This window comes from Brevibacterium sp. CSND-B09 (genome assembly GCF_052906525.1).
Map to the genome: position 1 here is coordinate 4,008,607 of NZ_JBREGI010000001.1, position 17,575 is coordinate 4,026,181.

At 64.1% G+C, this 17,575-nt stretch carries 13 protein-coding genes; 12 read left to right on the forward strand and 1 reads right to left on the reverse strand.

The window, feature by feature from the left end:
- The first annotated feature begins 48 nt into the window (after positions 1 to 48).
- Positions 49 to 2,181, forward strand: coding sequence for an excinuclease ABC subunit UvrB (gene uvrB, locus ACU4IU_RS17860; protein ID WP_446657496.1), 2,133 nt, complete (start codon positions 49 to 51; stop codon positions 2,179 to 2,181).
- Between the two features lie 186 nt (positions 2,182 to 2,367).
- On the forward strand, positions 2,368 to 3,426 hold the full coding sequence (locus ACU4IU_RS17865) for a TerC/Alx family metal homeostasis membrane protein (RefSeq protein WP_139908084.1): 1,059 nt from the start codon (positions 2,368 to 2,370) through the stop codon (positions 3,424 to 3,426).
- A gap of 132 nt (positions 3,427 to 3,558) precedes the next feature.
- On the opposite strand, the gene ACU4IU_RS17870 is transcribed toward ACU4IU_RS17865, so the two are convergent.
- The gene (locus tag ACU4IU_RS17870; RefSeq protein ID WP_376905637.1) at positions 3,559 to 3,849 is read right to left on the reverse strand and encodes a YciI family protein; all 291 of its coding nucleotides are present in this window, start codon (positions 3,847 to 3,849) and stop codon (positions 3,559 to 3,561) included.
- Between the two features lie 65 nt (positions 3,850 to 3,914).
- Between ACU4IU_RS17870 and ACU4IU_RS17875 the strand changes: the two genes are divergently transcribed.
- The 10 genes from ACU4IU_RS17875 to secG all read left to right on the forward strand — a co-directional run bounded on the left by ACU4IU_RS17875 (position 3,915) and on the right by secG (position 17,510).
- Positions 3,915 to 6,410, forward strand: coding sequence for a DEAD/DEAH box helicase (locus tag ACU4IU_RS17875; RefSeq protein ID WP_446657497.1), 2,496 nt, complete (start codon positions 3,915 to 3,917; stop codon positions 6,408 to 6,410).
- Positions 6,411 to 6,467: 57 nt separating this feature from the next.
- Positions 6,468 to 9,338 carry an excinuclease ABC subunit UvrA gene (gene uvrA, locus ACU4IU_RS17880; protein WP_139909772.1) on the forward strand — a complete coding sequence of 957 codons (2,871 nt, stop codon included), beginning with the start codon at positions 6,468 to 6,470 and terminating at the stop codon, positions 9,336 to 9,338.
- Between the two features lie 5 nt (positions 9,339 to 9,343).
- The gene (gene uvrC / locus ACU4IU_RS17885; protein ID WP_446657498.1) at positions 9,344 to 11,203 is read left to right on the forward strand and encodes an excinuclease ABC subunit UvrC; all 1,860 of its coding nucleotides are present in this window, start codon (positions 9,344 to 9,346) and stop codon (positions 11,201 to 11,203) included.
- A gap of 84 nt (positions 11,204 to 11,287) precedes the next feature.
- Positions 11,288 to 12,178, forward strand: a complete 891-nt coding sequence (rapZ, locus tag ACU4IU_RS17890; RefSeq protein WP_373284074.1) for an RNase adapter RapZ — start codon at positions 11,288 to 11,290, stop codon at positions 12,176 to 12,178.
- Between the two features lies 1 nt (position 12,179).
- Positions 12,180 to 13,175 carry a gluconeogenesis factor YvcK family protein gene (locus tag ACU4IU_RS17895; RefSeq protein WP_101544310.1) on the forward strand — a complete coding sequence of 332 codons (996 nt, stop codon included), beginning with the start codon at positions 12,180 to 12,182 and terminating at the stop codon, positions 13,173 to 13,175.
- Positions 13,176 to 13,200: 25 nt separating this feature from the next.
- Positions 13,201 to 14,184: a DNA-binding protein WhiA gene (whiA, locus tag ACU4IU_RS17900; protein ID WP_139467292.1), complete on the forward strand. Its 984-nt coding sequence runs from the start codon at positions 13,201 to 13,203 to the stop codon at positions 14,182 to 14,184.
- Positions 14,185 to 14,193: 9 nt separating this feature from the next.
- On the forward strand, positions 14,194 to 15,195 hold the full coding sequence (gene gap / locus ACU4IU_RS17905) for a type I glyceraldehyde-3-phosphate dehydrogenase (RefSeq protein WP_446657499.1): 1,002 nt from the start codon (positions 14,194 to 14,196) through the stop codon (positions 15,193 to 15,195).
- A complete protein-coding gene (locus ACU4IU_RS17910) occupies positions 15,192 to 16,409 on the forward strand; it encodes a phosphoglycerate kinase (RefSeq protein ID WP_446657500.1) in 1,218 nt (405 codons plus the stop codon). Before gap ends, ACU4IU_RS17910 begins: the two co-directional genes overlap by 4 nt.
- Before the next feature lie 14 nt (positions 16,410 to 16,423).
- Positions 16,424 to 17,209 (forward strand): triose-phosphate isomerase, encoded by a 786-nt coding sequence (gene tpiA, locus ACU4IU_RS17915; RefSeq protein WP_446657501.1) that lies wholly within the window; start codon positions 16,424 to 16,426, stop codon positions 17,207 to 17,209.
- A gap of 55 nt (positions 17,210 to 17,264) precedes the next feature.
- Positions 17,265 to 17,510 (forward strand): preprotein translocase subunit SecG, encoded by a 246-nt coding sequence (gene secG / locus ACU4IU_RS17920; protein ID WP_101544300.1) that lies wholly within the window; start codon positions 17,265 to 17,267, stop codon positions 17,508 to 17,510.
- Positions 17,511 to 17,575 lie beyond the last annotated feature (65 nt).

Below are 17,575 nucleotides of genomic sequence, written 5' to 3' on the forward strand. Positions count from 1 at the left end.
TCCGACTCCGGTCTGCCCAATGTCAGGGGCGGGGGCTAGGGTTGGACTATGAGCTCAGAACGCCCCCTGCCAGCGATCGGCCACCGCCCCGACGTCACCCGCGAGGTGGCGCCGTTCGAGGTCGTCTCCGAGTACTCTCCCTCCGGTGACCAGCCGACGGCGATCCGAGAGATCTCCGACCGGCTCGACGCGGGAGAGCGGGACATCGTCCTCCTCGGTGCCACCGGCACAGGCAAGTCGGCGACGACGGCATGGCTCATCGAGCAGGTGCAGAGACCGACCCTGATCATGGCGCCGAACAAGACTCTCGCCGCGCAGCTGGCGAACGAGTTCCGACAGCTGCTGCCCAACAACGCGGTCGAGTACTTCGTCTCCTACTACGACTACTACCAGCCGGAAGCCTATGTGCCGCAGACGGACACGTTCATCGAGAAGGACTCCTCGATCAACGACGAAGTCGAACGTCTCCGGCACTCGGCCACGAACTCGCTGCTGACCAGACGCGACGTCGTCGTGGTCTCGACGGTGTCGTGCATCTACGGTCTCGGCACTCCTGAGGAATACGTCGACCGGATGGTCACCCTTCACAAGGGCGACGAATGCGATCGGGACGAACTGCTCAAACGCTTCGTGTCGATGCAGTACGCCCGCAACGATATGGCTTTCACCCGCGGGACCTTTCGCGTGCGAGGAGACACCGTCGAGATCATCCCGCAGTACGAGGAGCTCGCGCTGCGGATCGAATTCTTCGGCGACGAGATCGAATCGCTGCAGACCCTCCACCCGCTGACGGGCGAGATCGTCCGCGACGAGGATACCATCCACGTGTTCCCGGCCAGCCACTACGTCGCCGGTGAGAACCGGATGGCCACCGCGATCAGCGGCATCGAGGACGAACTGCAGAAGCGGCTGAGCGAGTTCGAATCGCAGAACAAGCTGCTGGAAGCCCAACGGCTGAAGATGCGCACGACCTATGACCTCGAGATGATGGAGTCGATGGGTTTCACCTCCGGCATCGAGAACTACTCCCGGCACATCGACGGCCGCGATCCCGGTTCGGCACCGAACTGCCTGCTCGACTACTTCCCCGAGGACTTCCTGCTCGTCATCGACGAGTCCCATGTCACGGTCCCGCAGATCGGCGGAATGTACGAAGGCGATATGTCGCGCAAGCGCACCCTCGTCGAACACGGATTCCGCCTGCCCAGTGCCATGGACAACCGGCCGCTGAAGTTCGACGAGTTCCGGGAGCGCGTGGGACAGAGCGTGTATCTGTCGGCCACACCCGGCAACTTCGAACTCGGCAACGCCAACGGGTACGTCCAGCAGATCATCCGCCCCACCGGACTCGTCGACCCCGAGATCAAGGTCAAGCCGACGAAGGGGCAGATCGATGATCTCCTCGACGAGATCAAGACCCGAGTCGACGCGAACGAACGTGTGCTCGTGACGACGCTGACGAAGAAGATGGCCGAAGATCTCACCGACTACCTGCTCGAACACGATATCCGGGTCCAGTACCTCCATTCCGATGTCGACACTCTGCGACGTGTGGAGCTGCTCACAGAGCTGCGTGCGGGCGAATTCGATGTGCTGGTCGGCATCAACCTCCTGCGTGAGGGTCTCGACCTTCCCGAGGTCTCGCTGGTGGCGATCCTCGATGCCGACAAGGAAGGCTTCCTCCGGTCGTCGACATCGCTCATCCAGACGATCGGTCGTGCCGCACGTAACCTCAACGGCCAGGTGCACATGTACGCCGATACGATCACGGATTCGATGCGCACCGCCATCGACGAGACCGACCGCAGGCGCGCCATCCAGATCGCCTACAACGAAGAGCACGGAATCGATCCTGCCCCGCTGGTCAAGCGGATCGCCGACATCACCGAACGACTGCAGCGTGAGGACGAGGACACTCGAGAGCTGCTCACCGAATTCGACTACGGCAAGGGCAAGCACGGCTACAACTCGACCCTGACCGACGAACAGAGGGAAGCCGCCGGCAAACCCGGTTCGCTGCGCCCGCCGGCGGCCGACCTCACCGAACTCATCGAATCGCTGACCTCGCAGATGCATTCGGCCGCCGCGGAGCTGCAGTTCGAACTCGCCGCACGACTGCGCGACGAGCTCGCCGACCTCAAGCAGGAGCTGCGCCAGATGAAGGAGGCCGGGCACGCCTGATCCGCACCGGTGACGCGCGAGTGATGCTCGCGTGTTTATACTGGTGTGCTGGCGAAAGGGAGTATCCCGTCCATCCGCGGTCGTCACCACGACCCCACAAGGGGTCCGGCCGCGGAGCGCACGCAGCATCACCGCGTGGGAGAGACTTTCGACCTGGATACATCCTGTTCACCACGAAAGGCATCCATGGATATTCTGTCCTCCACGCTCGCGGCCGGCGGCAACGCCGCTGCTGCGAGCGAATCTCCGATTCCCGTCTGGTTCATGATCACCTCGGGAATCATCGTCGTTGCGATCCTCGTCTTCGACCTCCTGCTGGTCGTCAAGCGACCACACACCCCGTCGATGCGGGAAGCGAGCATCTGGGTCGCCTTCTACGTCGCCCTGGCTCTGGTCTTCGCCGGCGCGCTCTTCGCCATCGGCGATGCCCAGCACGGCAGCGAGTTCCTCACCGGCTGGCTGCTCGAGTACTCGTTGAGCATCGACAACCTGTTCGTCTTCATCATCATCATGGGCAGCTTCTCGGTACCGCGGAAGTACCAGCAGGAAGTGCTCATGGTCGGCATCATCATCGCCATCATCTTCCGCGGCATCTTCATCCTCGCGGGTGCGGCGATCATCAGCGCCTTCGTCGAAGTCTTCTTCATCTTCGGCATCTTCCTCCTCATCGTCGCCTACCGGCAGGCCTTCAGCTCCGAAGACGACGGCGACGGCGAAAACGGTCTCATCCGGTTCCTGCGCAAGCGGATCAACGTCGTCGACGAATACCACGGCAACAAGCTGCGGGTGACCCTCGACGACAACAAGAAGTACTGGACCCCGATGTTCATCGTGTTCATCGCCATCGGCTCGACCGATGTGATGTTCGCGCTCGACTCGATCCCCGCGATCTTCGGCGTCACTCAGAATGCGTTCCTCGTGTTCACCGCGAACGTGTTCGCTCTCATGGGACTGCGTCAGCTGTACTTCCTGCTCGGGGGACTCGTCGACAAGCTCGTCTACCTCCACTACGGAATCGCCGCGATCCTCGGCTTCATCGGCGTCAAGCTCATCATCCACGCTCTGCATTCGAGCGATTGGGAGTTCCTCTCGTGGGGTCACTCGATCCCCGAGGTGCCGACGTGGCTGTCCCTGACCGTCATCGTCCTCGCCATGGTGGTGGCCACCGTCGCCTCACTCGTGAAGATGAAGAAGGACGGCATCTCCTTCAAGGACGTCAGCTCGAACGAATCCGAAGAGGCCTGAGCCGATCGGACCCGGTCGCGCTGACACCGCCTCGGTGTCGGCACAGAACGAGCGGGGTCCGTCTCGATCTCTCGAGACGGACCCCGCTCGTGTCTTCCCGGTCAGGGCAGAACCGGACCGGCAGTGCGACGCTCAGCCCTGGGCGAAGGGGCCGAACACGGGAGTCCATTCGCGGATGTCCGTCGACTCGATGACACCGAGCGAGGCATAGGGATCGGCGGCGAGGTGGCTTTCGACCTCCGCACGGTCGGCAGCGTTGAGGATCAGCAGCCCTCCCGGCTGCGGATCGTTGTCCAGGGGACCGGAGGCGAGGATCGTACCGGTCTCATTCAGCTCCGCCTGCCAGCGGCGATGCGCGGGGCGATGTTCCATCCGCGTATCAGTATCGGGACCATAGTGGTAGGTGACGGCGAAGACCGGCATATGTGACTCCTCGGTGTCGAGCAATAGGATGGAATCAGTCTAATCGGAAAGGTCTGTGCATCAGCGTGGCCAGATTGCAGGAGATCCCAGCGGAATTCGCTGACGACGACACGATCTACGAGTCCTTCGGCGAATACTGCCGAGAGATCGGAGTCGAGCCTTACCCGGCTCAGGACGAGGCGTTCCTCACGATCCTCGCCGGAGATAATACGATCATGGCGACCCCGACCGGCTCGGGGAAGTCACTCGTCGCTCTGTTCGCTCTCTACCAGTCCTTCACTCGCGGGATCCGGTCGTACTACACGGCCCCGCTCAAGGCCCTGGTGAGCGAGAAGTTCTTCTCCCTCATCGACGCATTCGGCGCCGAGAACGTCGGGATGATCACCGGCGACTCCACCGTCAACCCGGAGGCGCCCGTCATCTGCGCCACGGCGGAGATCCTGGCCAACCAGGCGCTGCGCGAAGGCGGAATGCTCGACGCCGGAATGGTCGTCATGGACGAATTCCACTACGTCGCCGACCCCTCCCGCGGTTGGGCCTGGCAGGTGCCCCTCCTCGAGATGCCGCAGACCCAGTTCGTCCTCATGTCCGCCACCTTGGGCGACACCACCGACATCCGACGGACGATGACGGAGACGACCGGACGCGACTCCTCCGTGGTCACCTCGGCGACCAGGCCGGTCCCGCTCGACTACGAATATTCGACGGAGACGCTCTCGGACACTCTCCGCGGACTCGTCCGCAACGACAAGGCCCCGGTCTACGTCGTCTCCTACTCTCAGAACGGTGCCATCGACCTCGCCACCAACCTGCTCTCGGTCGACCTTGCCTCCAAGGAACAGAAGGCCGCCATCGCCGCAGCCATCAAGGGCTTCACCTTCGGCAAGGGATTCGGGACCAGTCTGCGCAAACTGCTGCTGCACGGCGTCGGCGTCCACCACGCCGGAATGCTGCCGAAGTACCGCCGCCTCATCGAACAGCTCGCGCTGAAGGGACTGCTGCTCGTCATCTCCGGCACCGACACCCTCGGTGTGGGCATCAATGTGCCCATCCGCTCCGTGCTGTTGACCGGACTGACGAAGTTCGACGGGCGGAAGATGCGCCGACTCAGCGTCCGCGAGTTCCAACAGCTCGCAGGCCGCGCCGGCCGCGCCGGATTCGACACCCGCGGCTACGTCATCGCCCAAGCCCCCGAACACGTCATCGACAACCTCAAGGCAGAAGCCAAAGCGGCCAATGATGACAAGAAGAAAAAGAAGAAGGTCAAGAAGAAGGCTGCCCCGGTCGGCTTCGTCGGCTGGTCCGAAGAGACCTTCGCAAAACTCATCGAAGGCGAATCCGAGACCCTGCGTCCGCGGATGAAGATCGACCATTCGACGATCCTCAACCTCGTCGCCCGCCCCGGCTCCGATGTGTCGACCATCAGCGACTTCATCGACAAGACGCATGAGACACGGGAACGCCGGCTCGACCTCAAACTCACCGCGATCAGCATCGGACGCTCCCTCATCGACGCCGGACTCATCGAGGTCCGCGGCAGCGAACTCATCGCCACCCAGGACCTCGGCCCCCAGTTCGCGCTCAACCAGCCCCTGGCTCCCTTCGTGCTTGCCGCACTGGAGCTTCTCGACGAGAACGACGACACCTACGCCCTCGACGTCGTATCCATCGTCGAGGCGACCACCTCGGTGCCGTTCCAGATACTGAAGGGCCAACTCGACCGGATCAAGGGAGAGACCCTGGCCGAACTCAAGGCCGAGGGCGTCGAATACGCCGAACGAATGGCGATCCTCGACGAGATCGAAAGTCCCGCACCCCTGGCCGAGATGCTCGACCCGGCCTTCGACCACTTCGTCGAGACTCATCCCTGGCTGCACCGAGGCGGCTTCGAACCCAAATCCGTCGTCCGCGACATGCTCGAGCAGGCCATGGGCTTCACCCAGTTCGTCGGCTACTACAGTCTCGCCCGGGCCGAGGGCAGCCTGCTGCGCTACCTCACCGACGTCTACCGCGCACTGCTCCACAACGTCCCCGCGGAGAACCGGACCGAGGAACTCGAGACCATCATCGAATGGTGTGGTGAGACCATCGCCCGGACGGATTCGTCGCTGCTCGACGAATGGCGCACCCTGCAGGGACTCGACCCCACCGAAGCTCCCGACGATCTGCCGGCACTCGACCGCCGCTTCTCCGAGAATACGAGGGTGTTCACCGCAGAGGTCCGCAATGCCCTGTTCCACCGAGTGCTGCTGGCCGAACGTGCGAACTACACGGAGCTCGGCCGCCTCGACGCCGAATCCGGATTCGACTCCCGGGCCTGGGAAGACGCGATCGAGGACTTCTACGACGAATACGGGGAGCTCATCGTCGACCAGAAAGCCCGCGGTCGGGAATATATCGACATCAGCCCCGGTTCAGACACATGGAGCGTCCGACAGATCCTCGCCGATCCCGACGACAACAGGGACTGGGCCATCGACGCCGAGGTGGACGTGGCCGCCAGCGACGAATCCGGAGATATCGTGCTCCGCATCCTCTCCGTCGGAGAGATCGGCAGATGAGCCGGAAACCGCTGCGAATACAGCAATGTCAGTGCCGAGTAATACAGTGGTCAGGTGATGAAAACCAATAACGGTGAGCAAGTGACAGGCGTCTCCCATCTCGACACCCTGTGGGTCAAGGGAGCGCGAGCACACAATCTCAAGAACGTCGAGATCGCGCTGCCGCGCGATTCGATGGTCGTGTTCACCGGCTTGTCCGGTTCCGGCAAGTCCTCGCTGGCCTTCGACACGATCTTCGCCGAGGGACAGCGACGCTACGTCGAATCCCTGTCCTCCTATGCCCGGATGTTCCTCGGGCAGATGGACAAACCCGACGTCGACTTCATCGAAGGGCTGTCTCCAGCGGTGTCGATCGACCAGAAGTCGACATCGCGCAATCCGCGTTCGACCGTCGGCACGATCACCGAGGTCTATGACTTCCTCCGCCTGCTGTGGGCGCGGATCGGCATCCCGCACTGTCCCGTCTGCGGTGAGGTCATCACGAAGCAGACCCCGCAGCAGATCGTCGACCAGCTGCTCGAACTCGAGGAGCGGACGAAGTTCCTCGTCCTCGCTCCCGTCGTCCGGTCCCGCAAGGGCGAATTCGTCGACCTCTTCACCGACCTGCAGTCCAAGGGCTTCTCCAGGGCCATCGTCGACGGCGAGCAGATCAGCCTGAGCGAACCGCCGACCTTGGAGAAGCAGTACAAGCACACGATCTCCGTGGTCGTCGACCGCCTCGTCGCCAAATCGGGAATGCGCCCGCGGCTGACCGACTCCGTCGAGACCGCCCTGGGGCTCGCCGACGGACGCATCGACATCGAACTCGTCGACGAAGGCACGACCCGCACTTTCTCCGAGCACATGTCGTGCCCGAACGAGCACCCGCTGACGATCGACGAGATCGAACCCCGCTCGTTCTCCTTCAACTCGCCCTTCGGTGCCTGCCCCACCTGCGACGGCATCGGCACACGCCTGCAGGTCGACGAAGATCTCGTCGTCCCCGACGAGGACCTCAGCCTCGGCTCCGGGGCCATCGCCCCCTGGTCGGGAGGCAAACAGGTCTCGAAGTACTTCAACCGTCTGCTCAAGGGCCTCGGCGACGAACTCGGCTTCGATATGAAGACGCCGTGGAAGAAGCTGCCGAAGTCCGCGAAGACCGCGATTCTGACGGGCAAGGACTACAAGGTCCATGTCAAGTACAAGAACCGCTTCGGGCGTGAACGCACGTACTCGACGGGCTTCGAAGGCGTCTACCAATACATTCAGCGCAAGCACGAGGAAACAGAATCCGAGTGGTCGCGGGAACGCTACGAGTCCTATATGCGCGAGATCCCGTGTGCCAGCTGTGACGGTACGCGCCTCAAACCGGAGATCCTTGCCGTCAAGGTCGGAGACAGGTCCATCGCCGAGGTCTCCGAACTCGCCCTCGACGAAGCAGCTTCCTTCCTCGGTTCCCTCGAGCTGAGCTCCCGCGATGCCGCCGTGGCGGCGCAGGTGATGAAGGAGATCAACGCCCGACTCGGGTTCCTCCTCGACGTCGGCCTCGACTACCTCAGCCTCAACCGGGCAGCCGGTACGCTCTCCGGCGGTGAGGCCCAGCGCATCCGCCTGGCCACGCAGATCGGCTCCGGCCTCGTCGGCGTCCTCTACGTCCTCGACGAGCCGTCGATCGGACTGCATCAGCGAGACAACCGCCGACTCATCGAAACACTCAACAAGCTCAAGGATCTCGGCAACACCCTCATCGTCGTCGAACACGATGAGGACACCATCGAATCCGCCGACTGGATCGTCGATATCGGACCCGGCGCCGGCGAGCACGGGGGAGAGGTCGTCTACTCCGGTCCCGTCACCGGCCTCAAGGATGCCGAAGGATCGATCACCGGCGACTACCTCTCCGGCCGACGGGCGATCCAGATCCCGCCGACCCGCCGCCCCGTCGACAAGGACCGGATGGTCACCGTCGAGAAGGCCGTGGAGAACAACCTGCGCGACGTCACGGTGTCCTTCCCTCTCGGTGTGCTCACCGCAGTCACCGGCGTGTCCGGTTCGGGCAAATCGACTCTGGTCAACGAGATCCTCTACACACAGATGGCCAACGTCCTCAACGGCGCCTCGCGGGTGCCCGGACGGCACAAGCGCGTGACCGGCCTGGACAATCTCGACAAGGTCGTCCACGTCGATCAGTCGCCGATCGGTCGCACCCCGCGATCGAATCCCGCGACCTACACCGGCGTCTTCGACCATGTGCGCCGACTGTTCGCCGAAACCGAATCGGCGAAGGTCCGCGGCTATCTGCCCGGTCGATTCTCCTTCAACGTCAAGGGCGGACGCTGCGAGAACTGCAGCGGCGACGGCACGATCAAGATCGAGATGAACTTCCTGCCCGACGTCTACGTCCCCTGTGAGGTCTGCCAGGGCGCTCGGTACAACCGGGAGACCCTGGAGGTCACGTTCAAGGGCAAGAACATCGCCGAGGTCCTCGATATGCCGATCGAGGAGGCCAACGACTTCTTCGCCGCGATTCCTGCGATCTCTCGACACCTCAAGACCCTCGTCGAGGTGGGGCTCGGCTATGTCCGACTCGGCCAGCCGGCCACGACTCTCTCCGGTGGCGAGGCACAGCGTGTCAAGCTTGCCGCCGAACTGCAGAAGCGCTCCCGCGGTCGCACCGTCTACGTGCTCGACGAACCGACGACCGGTCTGCACTTCGAGGACATCTCGAAGCTGCTCATGGTCCTCCAGGGACTCGTCGACAAAGGCAATACGGTCATCGTCATCGAACACAACCTCGACGTCATCGGCAATGCCGATCACATCATCGACCTCGGACCCGAGGGCGGCCGCGGCGGTGGGCAGATCATCGCCCAGGGCACTCCCGAAGAGGTCGCCGAGGTGGCCGAATCGCACACCGGAAGGTTCCTCAAGCCGATGCTCAAGTCCTGATCCGAATGCCTGATCCATCCACCTACCGTCCGGCCACCGGGTCGATCCCCACATCGGCCGGGGTCTACAAATTCCGTGACCCCGACCGGCGGGTGATCTATGTCGGAAAGGCGAAGAACCTCCGCAACCGACTCAACTCGTACTTCGCCAACCCTGCCCAGCTGCACCCGCGCACCTCGACGATGGTCCACACCGCGAACTCGGTGGAGTGGACCGTCGTCGACACCGAGGTCGAAGCTCTGCAGCTCGAATGGACGTGGATCAATGAGTTCAACCCGCGGTTCAACGTCATGTTCCGCGACGACAAGTCCTACCCCTACCTCGCGATCACGATGAATGACGAGGTGCCTCGGGCCTTCATCACCCGGGGAAAACGCCGCAAGGGCGTGAAGTACTTCGGTCCCTTCGCTCAGGTGTGGGCGATCAAGGACACCCTCGACCTGCTGCTCAAGGCCTTCCCGATGCGCACCTGCACAGCAGGGGTCTACCGGCGGGCCGAACGCAGCGGCAGGCCCTGCCTGCTCGGCTATATCGACAAATGCGCTGCTCCCTGCGTCGGTCAGATCAGCAAGGACGATCACAAGGACTTGGCCCGCAGCATCTCCGACTTCATGTCCGGAAACACCGGCCGGTTCATCAGCCACCGGCAGAAGGAGATGGCCAAAGCCGCGGCCGAACTCGACTACGAACGCGCGGCCGGTCTGCGCGACGAGATCTCCGCCCTGCAGAAGGTCCTCGACAAATCCGCCGTCGTCCTGTCGGTGAGCGCCGACTGCGATATCTTCGCCCTCGTCACCGAGGAGCTCGAAGCCTCCGTCCAGGTCTTCCATGTGCGCCAGGGTCGTATCCGCGGCCAACGCGGCTGGATCATCGAACGCTCCGATGATCACGCGCCCGCGGAACTGACCACCGACTACCTGCGACAGGCCTACTCCGGGCTCGACGCCGATGCCATTCCGAAGGAGATCCTCGTCGACACACTGCCGGCGGATCTGGAGTCCCTGGAGGCCTGGCTGAGCGAGCAGCGCGGTTCGCGGGTGACCGTGCGGGTACCCGAGCGCGGGGAGAAGAAGGCGGCCCTGGAGACCGTGGGGAAGAACGCGAAGGAAGCGCTCATCCAGCACAAGCTCAAACGCTCGTCCGACCTGACGACCCGCAGCCAGGCTCTCAAGGAGATCCAGGAGCACCTCGACCTGCCGGAAGCACCGCTGCGCATCGAATGCATCGACATCTCCCATACCCAGGGATCGAACGTCGTCGCCTCCCTCGTCGTGTTCGAAGACGGAATGGCGAAGAAGCGCGACTACCGACACTTCGCCATCCACGGTGAAGCCGCGGCCGACGACACGGCTTCGATGTACGACGTCGTCTCCCGTCGCTTCAGCCGCTACCTCGAACAGATGACCTCCGAGGAGCCCGATGAGCGCTTCGGCTATCGACCCAGCCTTCTCGTCGTCGACGGTGCCGGCCCGCAGGTTGCGGCAGCGACGCGGGCACTGACGGATCTCGGCATCGTCGACATCTCCGTCGTCGGTCTGGCCAAACGGCTCGAAGAGATCTGGATACCGGACGATCCGTTCCCGGTCATCCTCCCACGCAACTCCGAGGGGCTCTTCCTCATGCAGCGCTTGCGTGATGAGGCCCACCGCTTCGCCATCACCTATCACCGGTCGAAACGTGCGAAGGCGATGACGAGTTCCGTGCTCGACGACATTCCGGGTCTCGGAGAGTCGAAGCGCACCGCTCTGCTGCGCCATTTCGGATCTGTGAAGAAGGTCCGTGCTGCCACCGCCGAGGAGATCTGCGAGGTCAAGGGAATCGGTCCCTCCCTCGCCGCGAAGATCGTCACGGCTCTGGCCGACTGAGCTCTGCGATTCTGCCCTAGAGTAGTGCCGAGAGGTACAGTGCCCACCGACCGATCGGGCACGGACAGAGGAGGACGAGTGAGCGTGCAGGCCGAATCGAACGGATCCGACCACCCCATCGAGGTTGTGCTCGTCACCGGCATGTCCGGAGCAGGCCGCACCACCGTGGCCAATGTGCTCGAAGACATGGACTGGTATGTCGTCGACAACCTTCCGCCGCAGATGATGCGTCCGCTCGTCGAACTCGTCGCCCGTGCCGACGGCGCCCTGCCGAAGATCGCCATCGTCATCGACGCCAAAGGGCGCACCAAATACACCGAACTGCAGGAGACGATCAGCGATTTCGTCGATCAGGGTCTGTCCCTGCGCATCGTCTTCCTCGACGCCTCCGACGAAGTCCTCGTCCGACGTTTCGAATCGACCAGGCGGCCCCACCCACTGCAAGGGGAGGGGACCCTGCTCGACGGCATCGAAGCCGAACGTGCCGAACTCGAGTCCCTCAAACACCGCGCCGATATCATCGTCGACACCTCCGACCTCAACGTGCACCAGCTCTCCGCGGAGGTGCGCAAACGCTTCAGCGACGACGACACCCCGCCGCTGCGGCTGACGGTGATGAGCTTCGGCTTCAAATACGGCCTGCCCAAGGACGCCGACCACGTCGCCGACGTCCGCTTCCTGCCGAATCCGTACTGGATTCCCCATCTGCGCGGACACAACGGACTCGACTCCGATGTCGCAGCCTACGTCCTCGAGCAGAACGGCGCCGAGGAATTCATCGAACGCTATGCCGCAACCCTGTCCACCGTCGCCGAGGGATATCTGCACGAGGGCCGCGGCTACGCGATGATCGGAATCGGCTGCACGGGCGGCAAACACCGTTCCGTGGCGATCAGCGAAAGGGTCGGACGACTGCTGTCGGCCCAGACCGGGATCCCAGTGGCCGTGCGTCACCGCGATCTGGGAAGAGAATGACATGGAGACCGAAGATCTGCCCGTCATCTCCACGGGCGCACAGAAGGACGGTCCCAATATCGTCTCGTTCGGCGGAGGCCACGGACTCTACGCGGCGCTGAGGGCGTTCCGTCTGCTCACCGAAGACCTCACCGCGGTCGTCACAGTCGCCGACGATGGCGGATCATCCGGACGACTGCGCGACGAACTCGGCGGACTGCCTCCCGGCGATCTGCGGATGGCTCTGGCCGCACTCTGCGACGACGGCACATGGGGCCAGACCTGGCGTGATGTCATCCAGCACCGGTTCGAATCGACAGGTGAGCTGCACGGTCACGCGGTGGGCAATCTGCTCATCGCAGCACTGTGGCAGATCCACGGCGACCATGTGGCCGGCCTGGACTGGATGGCCCGGCTGCTGCGCGCTCACGGTCGAGTGCTGCCGATGTCTTCGGTGCCGCTGACGATCGAAGCCGATGTGAAGTTCCCGGGCTCCTTCCAGGTCGTGCGCGGACAGTCCGTGCTCGCCTCCACGATCGGCCACGTCGAGACCGTGCGCCTCGACCCGGCGGCTCCACCGGCCCGCTACGAGACGATCGAAGCCGTGGAGGAGGCCGAGGTTCTCAACCTCGGCCCCGGCTCCTGGTACACCTCGGTGATGCCGCACTTGCTCGTGCCTTCGCTGGCCGAGGCGATCGTGGCCTCGACAGCGGTGAAATCCCTCACGCTCAACCTCAGTTCCACTGACGGTGAGACGAAGGACCTGAGCCTCGGCGAACACCTCGTCTCCCTCCACCGTCATGCCCGCTCACTGACCTTGGACTATGTTCTCGTCGACGAGGCGGCCACCGAACTCGAACCCGACCTGCCGCAGCGGGCCGAGGACATGTTCGGAGCGAAACTCTGGGAACGTCCCCTGCGCTCACGGAGGCAGGGACAGCATGACAGCCTCAAGCTGGCGGCATGCTACCGTGACATGTTGTTGGACGCCGGGATCGGCGTCGCCGAGCAGTGGTAGAACTTCAGGTGCAGGAGGACGAGCTATGGCACTGACCGCTCAGGTCAAGGACGAGTTGGCGCGAGTGAAGATCACTCGCACCTCCGCCCGCAAGGCCGAGGTGTCCTCGATCTTCCGCTTCTCCTCCGCCCTCCACCTCGTCAACGGCTCGATCGTCCTCGAAGCCGAACTCGACACTGCCCAGGCCGCCAAACGGCTGCGAGCGGAGATCAAGGATCTCTACGGTCAGCATGCCGACATCGTCGTCATCAATGCCGCCGGAATCCGCCGCTCCAACCGCTACCTGCTGCGCGTCACCCGTGACGGGGGAGCACTGGCCCGCCAGACCGGACTCGTCGACAACCGCGGCCGTCCCGTGCGCGGACTGCCCTCGGCCATCGTCAACGGCTCCGTCGCCGATGCCGAAGCCGCCTGGCGCGGAGCCTTCCTCGCCCACGGATCACTGACCGAGCCGGGGCGTTCCTCGGCGTTGGAAGTCACCTGCCCCGGCCCCGAGGCGGCTCTTGCCCTCGTCGGCGCAGCCCGCCGACTCGGACTGAGTGCGAAAGCCCGCGAGGTCCGGGGAGTCGACCGCGTCGTCATCCGCGACGGCGACGATATCGCCGCGCTGCTCACCCGCATGGGCTCCCACAGCGCCGTGCTGGTCTGGGAGGAACGGCGGATGCGCAGGGAGGTCCGCGCGACCGCGAACCGCCTGGCGAACTTCGACGATGCGAACCTGCGTCGCTCGGCACGGGCCGCCGTGGCCGCCGGTGCCCGGGTCGAACGCGCCCTGGAGATCCTCGGCGACGACGTCCCCGAACACCTCCGCTACGCCGGTCAGCTTCGCGTGACACACAAACAGGCGTCCCTCGAAGAGCTCGGTCAGCTCGCCGACCCGCCGATGACGAAGGACGCGGTGGCCGGCCGGATCCGCAGGCTGCTGTCCACTGCGGACAAGCATGCGGAAGAACTGGGAATTCCCGGCACCGAAGCCAGTCTGACCCCGGAAATGCTCGAGGATCGCTAAGATCGAGGCATGAGACGAATCGCCATCAACGGCTTCGGCCGCATCGGCCGTGCCCTGTTCCGTCTGTCCCTCGAACCCGATGCTGATTTCGAGGTCGTGGCCATCAACGATCTCACCGATACGACGACCCTGGCTCATCTGCTCTCCCACGACTCCGTGTGGCCTCGCTTCGACCATGATGTCGACGCCGCCGAGGAGGCGATCATCGTCGACGGACGAGAGATCGCGGTGACGAGCCAAGCCGACCCGTCCGCCATCGACTGGAGTTCGCACAAGGTCGAACTCGTCGTCGAATCCACCGGACGCTTCACCCGGCAGGACCAGGCCGAGGCCCACCTCGGCGGCACCGTGCAGACCGTCGTACTCTCCGCCCCCGGAAAGGACGTCGACGCGACCCTCGTCATGGGCGTGAACGAAGACACCTTCGATCCGTCCGCGCACTCCGTCGTCTCGAACGCCTCGTGCACGACGAACTGCATGGCCACCGTCGTCAAGGCGCTCGACGACGCCCTCGGCGTCGAATCCGGTCTGCTCAACACCGTTCACGCCTACACAGGCGACCAGATGCTCGTCGACGGACCCCACCGGGACCTGCGTCGCGCCCGAGCCGCCGCCGTCAACATCGTGCCGACCACGACCGGAGCCGCACGCACCGTCGGCCGCGTCATGCCCCACCTCGAGGGCAAGCTCGACGGACTCGCCGTGCGTGTACCCGTGCCCGCCGGATCGATCATCGACTTCACCTTCACCACCTCCAAGAGCGCCGACCGCGACGAGGTCAACGCGATCCTCGCCTCCGCCGCGGACGGATCGCCCTACCTCGACTTCTCCACCGACGAACTCGTCTCCAGCGACATCGTCGGCACCACCGCATCGGCGATCGTCGATTCCAAGCTCACGATGGTGCTGGGCGACCAGATCAAGGTCGTGGCCTGGTACGACAACGAGTGGGGATACACGAACCGACTCAAAGACATGGTCAGCTACATTCTCAGCGAAAGGGACTCATGAGGACATTCGACGATGCGGGCATCTTCGCCGGACACACGGTGCTCGTCCGCAGCGATCTCAACGTGCCGATGGACGACGGCACGATCACCGACCGCGGTCGCATCCTGGCCTCGGCCGGAACGATCAGGTCCCTCGCTGAGGCGGGAGCCAAGGTCATCGTGATGTCGCATCTGGGCCGGCCGAAGGGAGAACCGGATCCGCAGTTCTCACTGGCCCCGATCGTCCCCGAACTCGCCGAAGCCATCGGCCGTCCGGTTGCCTTCGCCGCCGACACCGTCGGTGACGATGCGCAGACGAAGGCCGCAGCCCTGTCCGACGGTGACGTGCTGCTGCTGGAGAACCTGCGCTTCAACCCGGGCGAAACGGCGAAGTCCGATGCCGAGCGCCACGAATTCGCCACCCAGCTGGCAGCGCTGGCCGACGATTTCGTCTCCGACGGGTTCGGCGTCGTCCACCGCAAGCAGGCTTCGGTCTACGACATCGCCGGCCTCCTCCCGCACTATGCCGGCTCACTCGTGCGTGCGGAAGTCGAGGTCAGCGACAGGCTGCTCAACAACCCCGAATCCCCGTTCACCGTCGTCCTCGGCGGTTCCAAAGTCTCGGACAAACTCGGCGTCATCGACAACCTCATCGACCGCGCCGACAATCTGCTCATCGGCGGGGGAATGGTCTTCACCTTCCTCGCCGCACTCGGTCATGACATCGGGTCGAGCCTGGTCGAGAAGGACCGCATCGACGACGTCGAGGGCTACCTCGAACGCTCCCGGTCCGGTGGTGCACGCATCGTCCTGCCCACGGACATCGTCATGGCCGCCTCCTTCGCCGCCGACGCCGAGCACTGGGTCCGGCCCGTCGCCGAACTCGAAGGCACTCCGGCCGGAGGCGACGGCCTCGGCCTCGACATCGGCCCCGAATCGGCGCGCGCCTATGCCGAGATCATCGCAGGCTCGACCACTGTGTTCTGGAACGGGCCGATGGGCGTCTTCGAGTTCCCGGCCTTCGCCGCCGGCACCAAAGCCGTAGCCCAAGCTCTGGCCGACGAAGGCAGCAGCGGGGGACAGAGGCTGACCGTGGTCGGCGGCGGCGATTCCGCAGCCGCCGTGCGCAGCCTCGGCTTCGCCGATGACGCCTTCGGCCACATCTCCACCGGCGGAGGTGCCAGCCTCGAATATCTCGAAGGCAAGACCCTGCCCGGACTCGACGCACTCGGATGAGGAAGACAGACACCATGAGCGACCGCACCCTGCTGCTGGCAGGCAACTGGAAGATGAACCACGATCATCTGGAGGCGATCTCCGCTGTCCAGAAGCTCGCCTGGGCACTCGAGGACGCCAAACTCGACGACAGCGACTGCGAAGTCGTCGTCATTCCGCCGTTCACCGACATCCGTTCGGTGCAGACACTCGTCCAGGGGGACAAGCTGTGGCTGAAGTACGGTGCCCAGGACGTCTCCCAGCACGCTCCCGGAGCGCATACCGGAGAGATCGCCGCATCGTTCCTCTCCCGCCTCGGCTGCAGCTACGTGGTCATCGGCCACAGCGAACGCCGTGCCGACAACCACGAGACCAACGAGGTCGTGGCCGCGAAGATCAAGGCCGCACTTTCGGCCGAACTCACACCGATCCTCTGCGTGGGGGAGTCGCTGGAACAGCGGCAGGAGAAGAGCCACGTCGAGTTCACCCTCGGACAGCTCGACGAGTCGCTGGTCGGATTCGACGCAGGCGACCTCTCCGGCCTCGTCATCGCCTACGAACCCGTCTGGGCGATCGGCACCGGAGAGACAGCCACTGCCGCCGATGCCGCCGAGATGGCATCGGCGATCCGCGCACGCATCGGTGAGAAGTATGGCGAGGCTCTTGCCCAGACCACCCGCATTCTCTACGGCGGGTCGGTCAAGGCCGACAACGTCGCCGAAATCGTCGCCTCCGCGGACGTCGACGGCGCACTGGTCGGAGGTGCGAGCCTCAGCGGTCCGGACTTCGCCGCTTTGTGCAAGGCCGCGGTCGCGAAGTAGACTGACAGACGCATCATTCGACGAAACACTCGACGAAACATAGGTTGAATCCGACGTGGAAATCCTCAACATCATTCTCATCGCGCTGCTCGTGCTCACGAGCATCTTCCTCACCCTGCTGATCCTCATGCACAAGGGCAAGGGCGGTGGCATGTCCGACATGTTCGGCGGCGGAATGTCCTCGTCGCTGGGATCCTCGGGCGTCGCGGAGCGCAACCTCAACAGGTTCACGACGCTCATGGCGATCATCTGGGCGGCCTGCATCATCCTGCTGGGCGTCCTCACTCGGTTCAACTCCTGAGCCATCGTGGCCCGCTGATGCCGAGACCGTGAGACTCCGACACCGAGGCGACGCCCCGGTGGACG

What these genes read in the sequence shown, in the direction of transcription:
- uvrA (WP_139909772.1), top strand. Translation starts at nt 6,468, where the DNA reads ATGAAAACCAATAACGGTGAGCAAGTGACAGGCGTCTCCCATCTCGAC.
- uvrC (WP_446657498.1), top strand. Translation starts at nt 9,344, where the DNA reads ATGCCTGATCCATCCACCTACCGTCCGGCCACCGGGTCGATCCCCACA.
- ACU4IU_RS17870 (WP_376905637.1), bottom strand. Translation starts at nt 3,849, where the DNA reads ATGCCGGTCTTCGCCGTCACCTACCACTATGGTCCCGATACTGATACG.
- whiA (WP_139467292.1), top strand. Translation starts at nt 13,201, where the DNA reads ATGGCACTGACCGCTCAGGTCAAGGACGAGTTGGCGCGAGTGAAGATC.
- tpiA (WP_446657501.1), top strand. Translation starts at nt 16,424, where the DNA reads ATGAGCGACCGCACCCTGCTGCTGGCAGGCAACTGGAAGATGAACCAC.
- uvrB (WP_446657496.1), top strand. Translation starts at nt 49, where the DNA reads ATGAGCTCAGAACGCCCCCTGCCAGCGATCGGCCACCGCCCCGACGTC.
- ACU4IU_RS17865 (WP_139908084.1), top strand. Translation starts at nt 2,368, where the DNA reads ATGGATATTCTGTCCTCCACGCTCGCGGCCGGCGGCAACGCCGCTGCT.
- ACU4IU_RS17910 (WP_446657500.1), top strand. Translation starts at nt 15,192, where the DNA reads ATGAGGACATTCGACGATGCGGGCATCTTCGCCGGACACACGGTGCTC.
- gap (WP_446657499.1), top strand. Translation starts at nt 14,194, where the DNA reads ATGAGACGAATCGCCATCAACGGCTTCGGCCGCATCGGCCGTGCCCTG.
- ACU4IU_RS17895 (WP_101544310.1), top strand. Translation starts at nt 12,180, where the DNA reads ATGGAGACCGAAGATCTGCCCGTCATCTCCACGGGCGCACAGAAGGAC.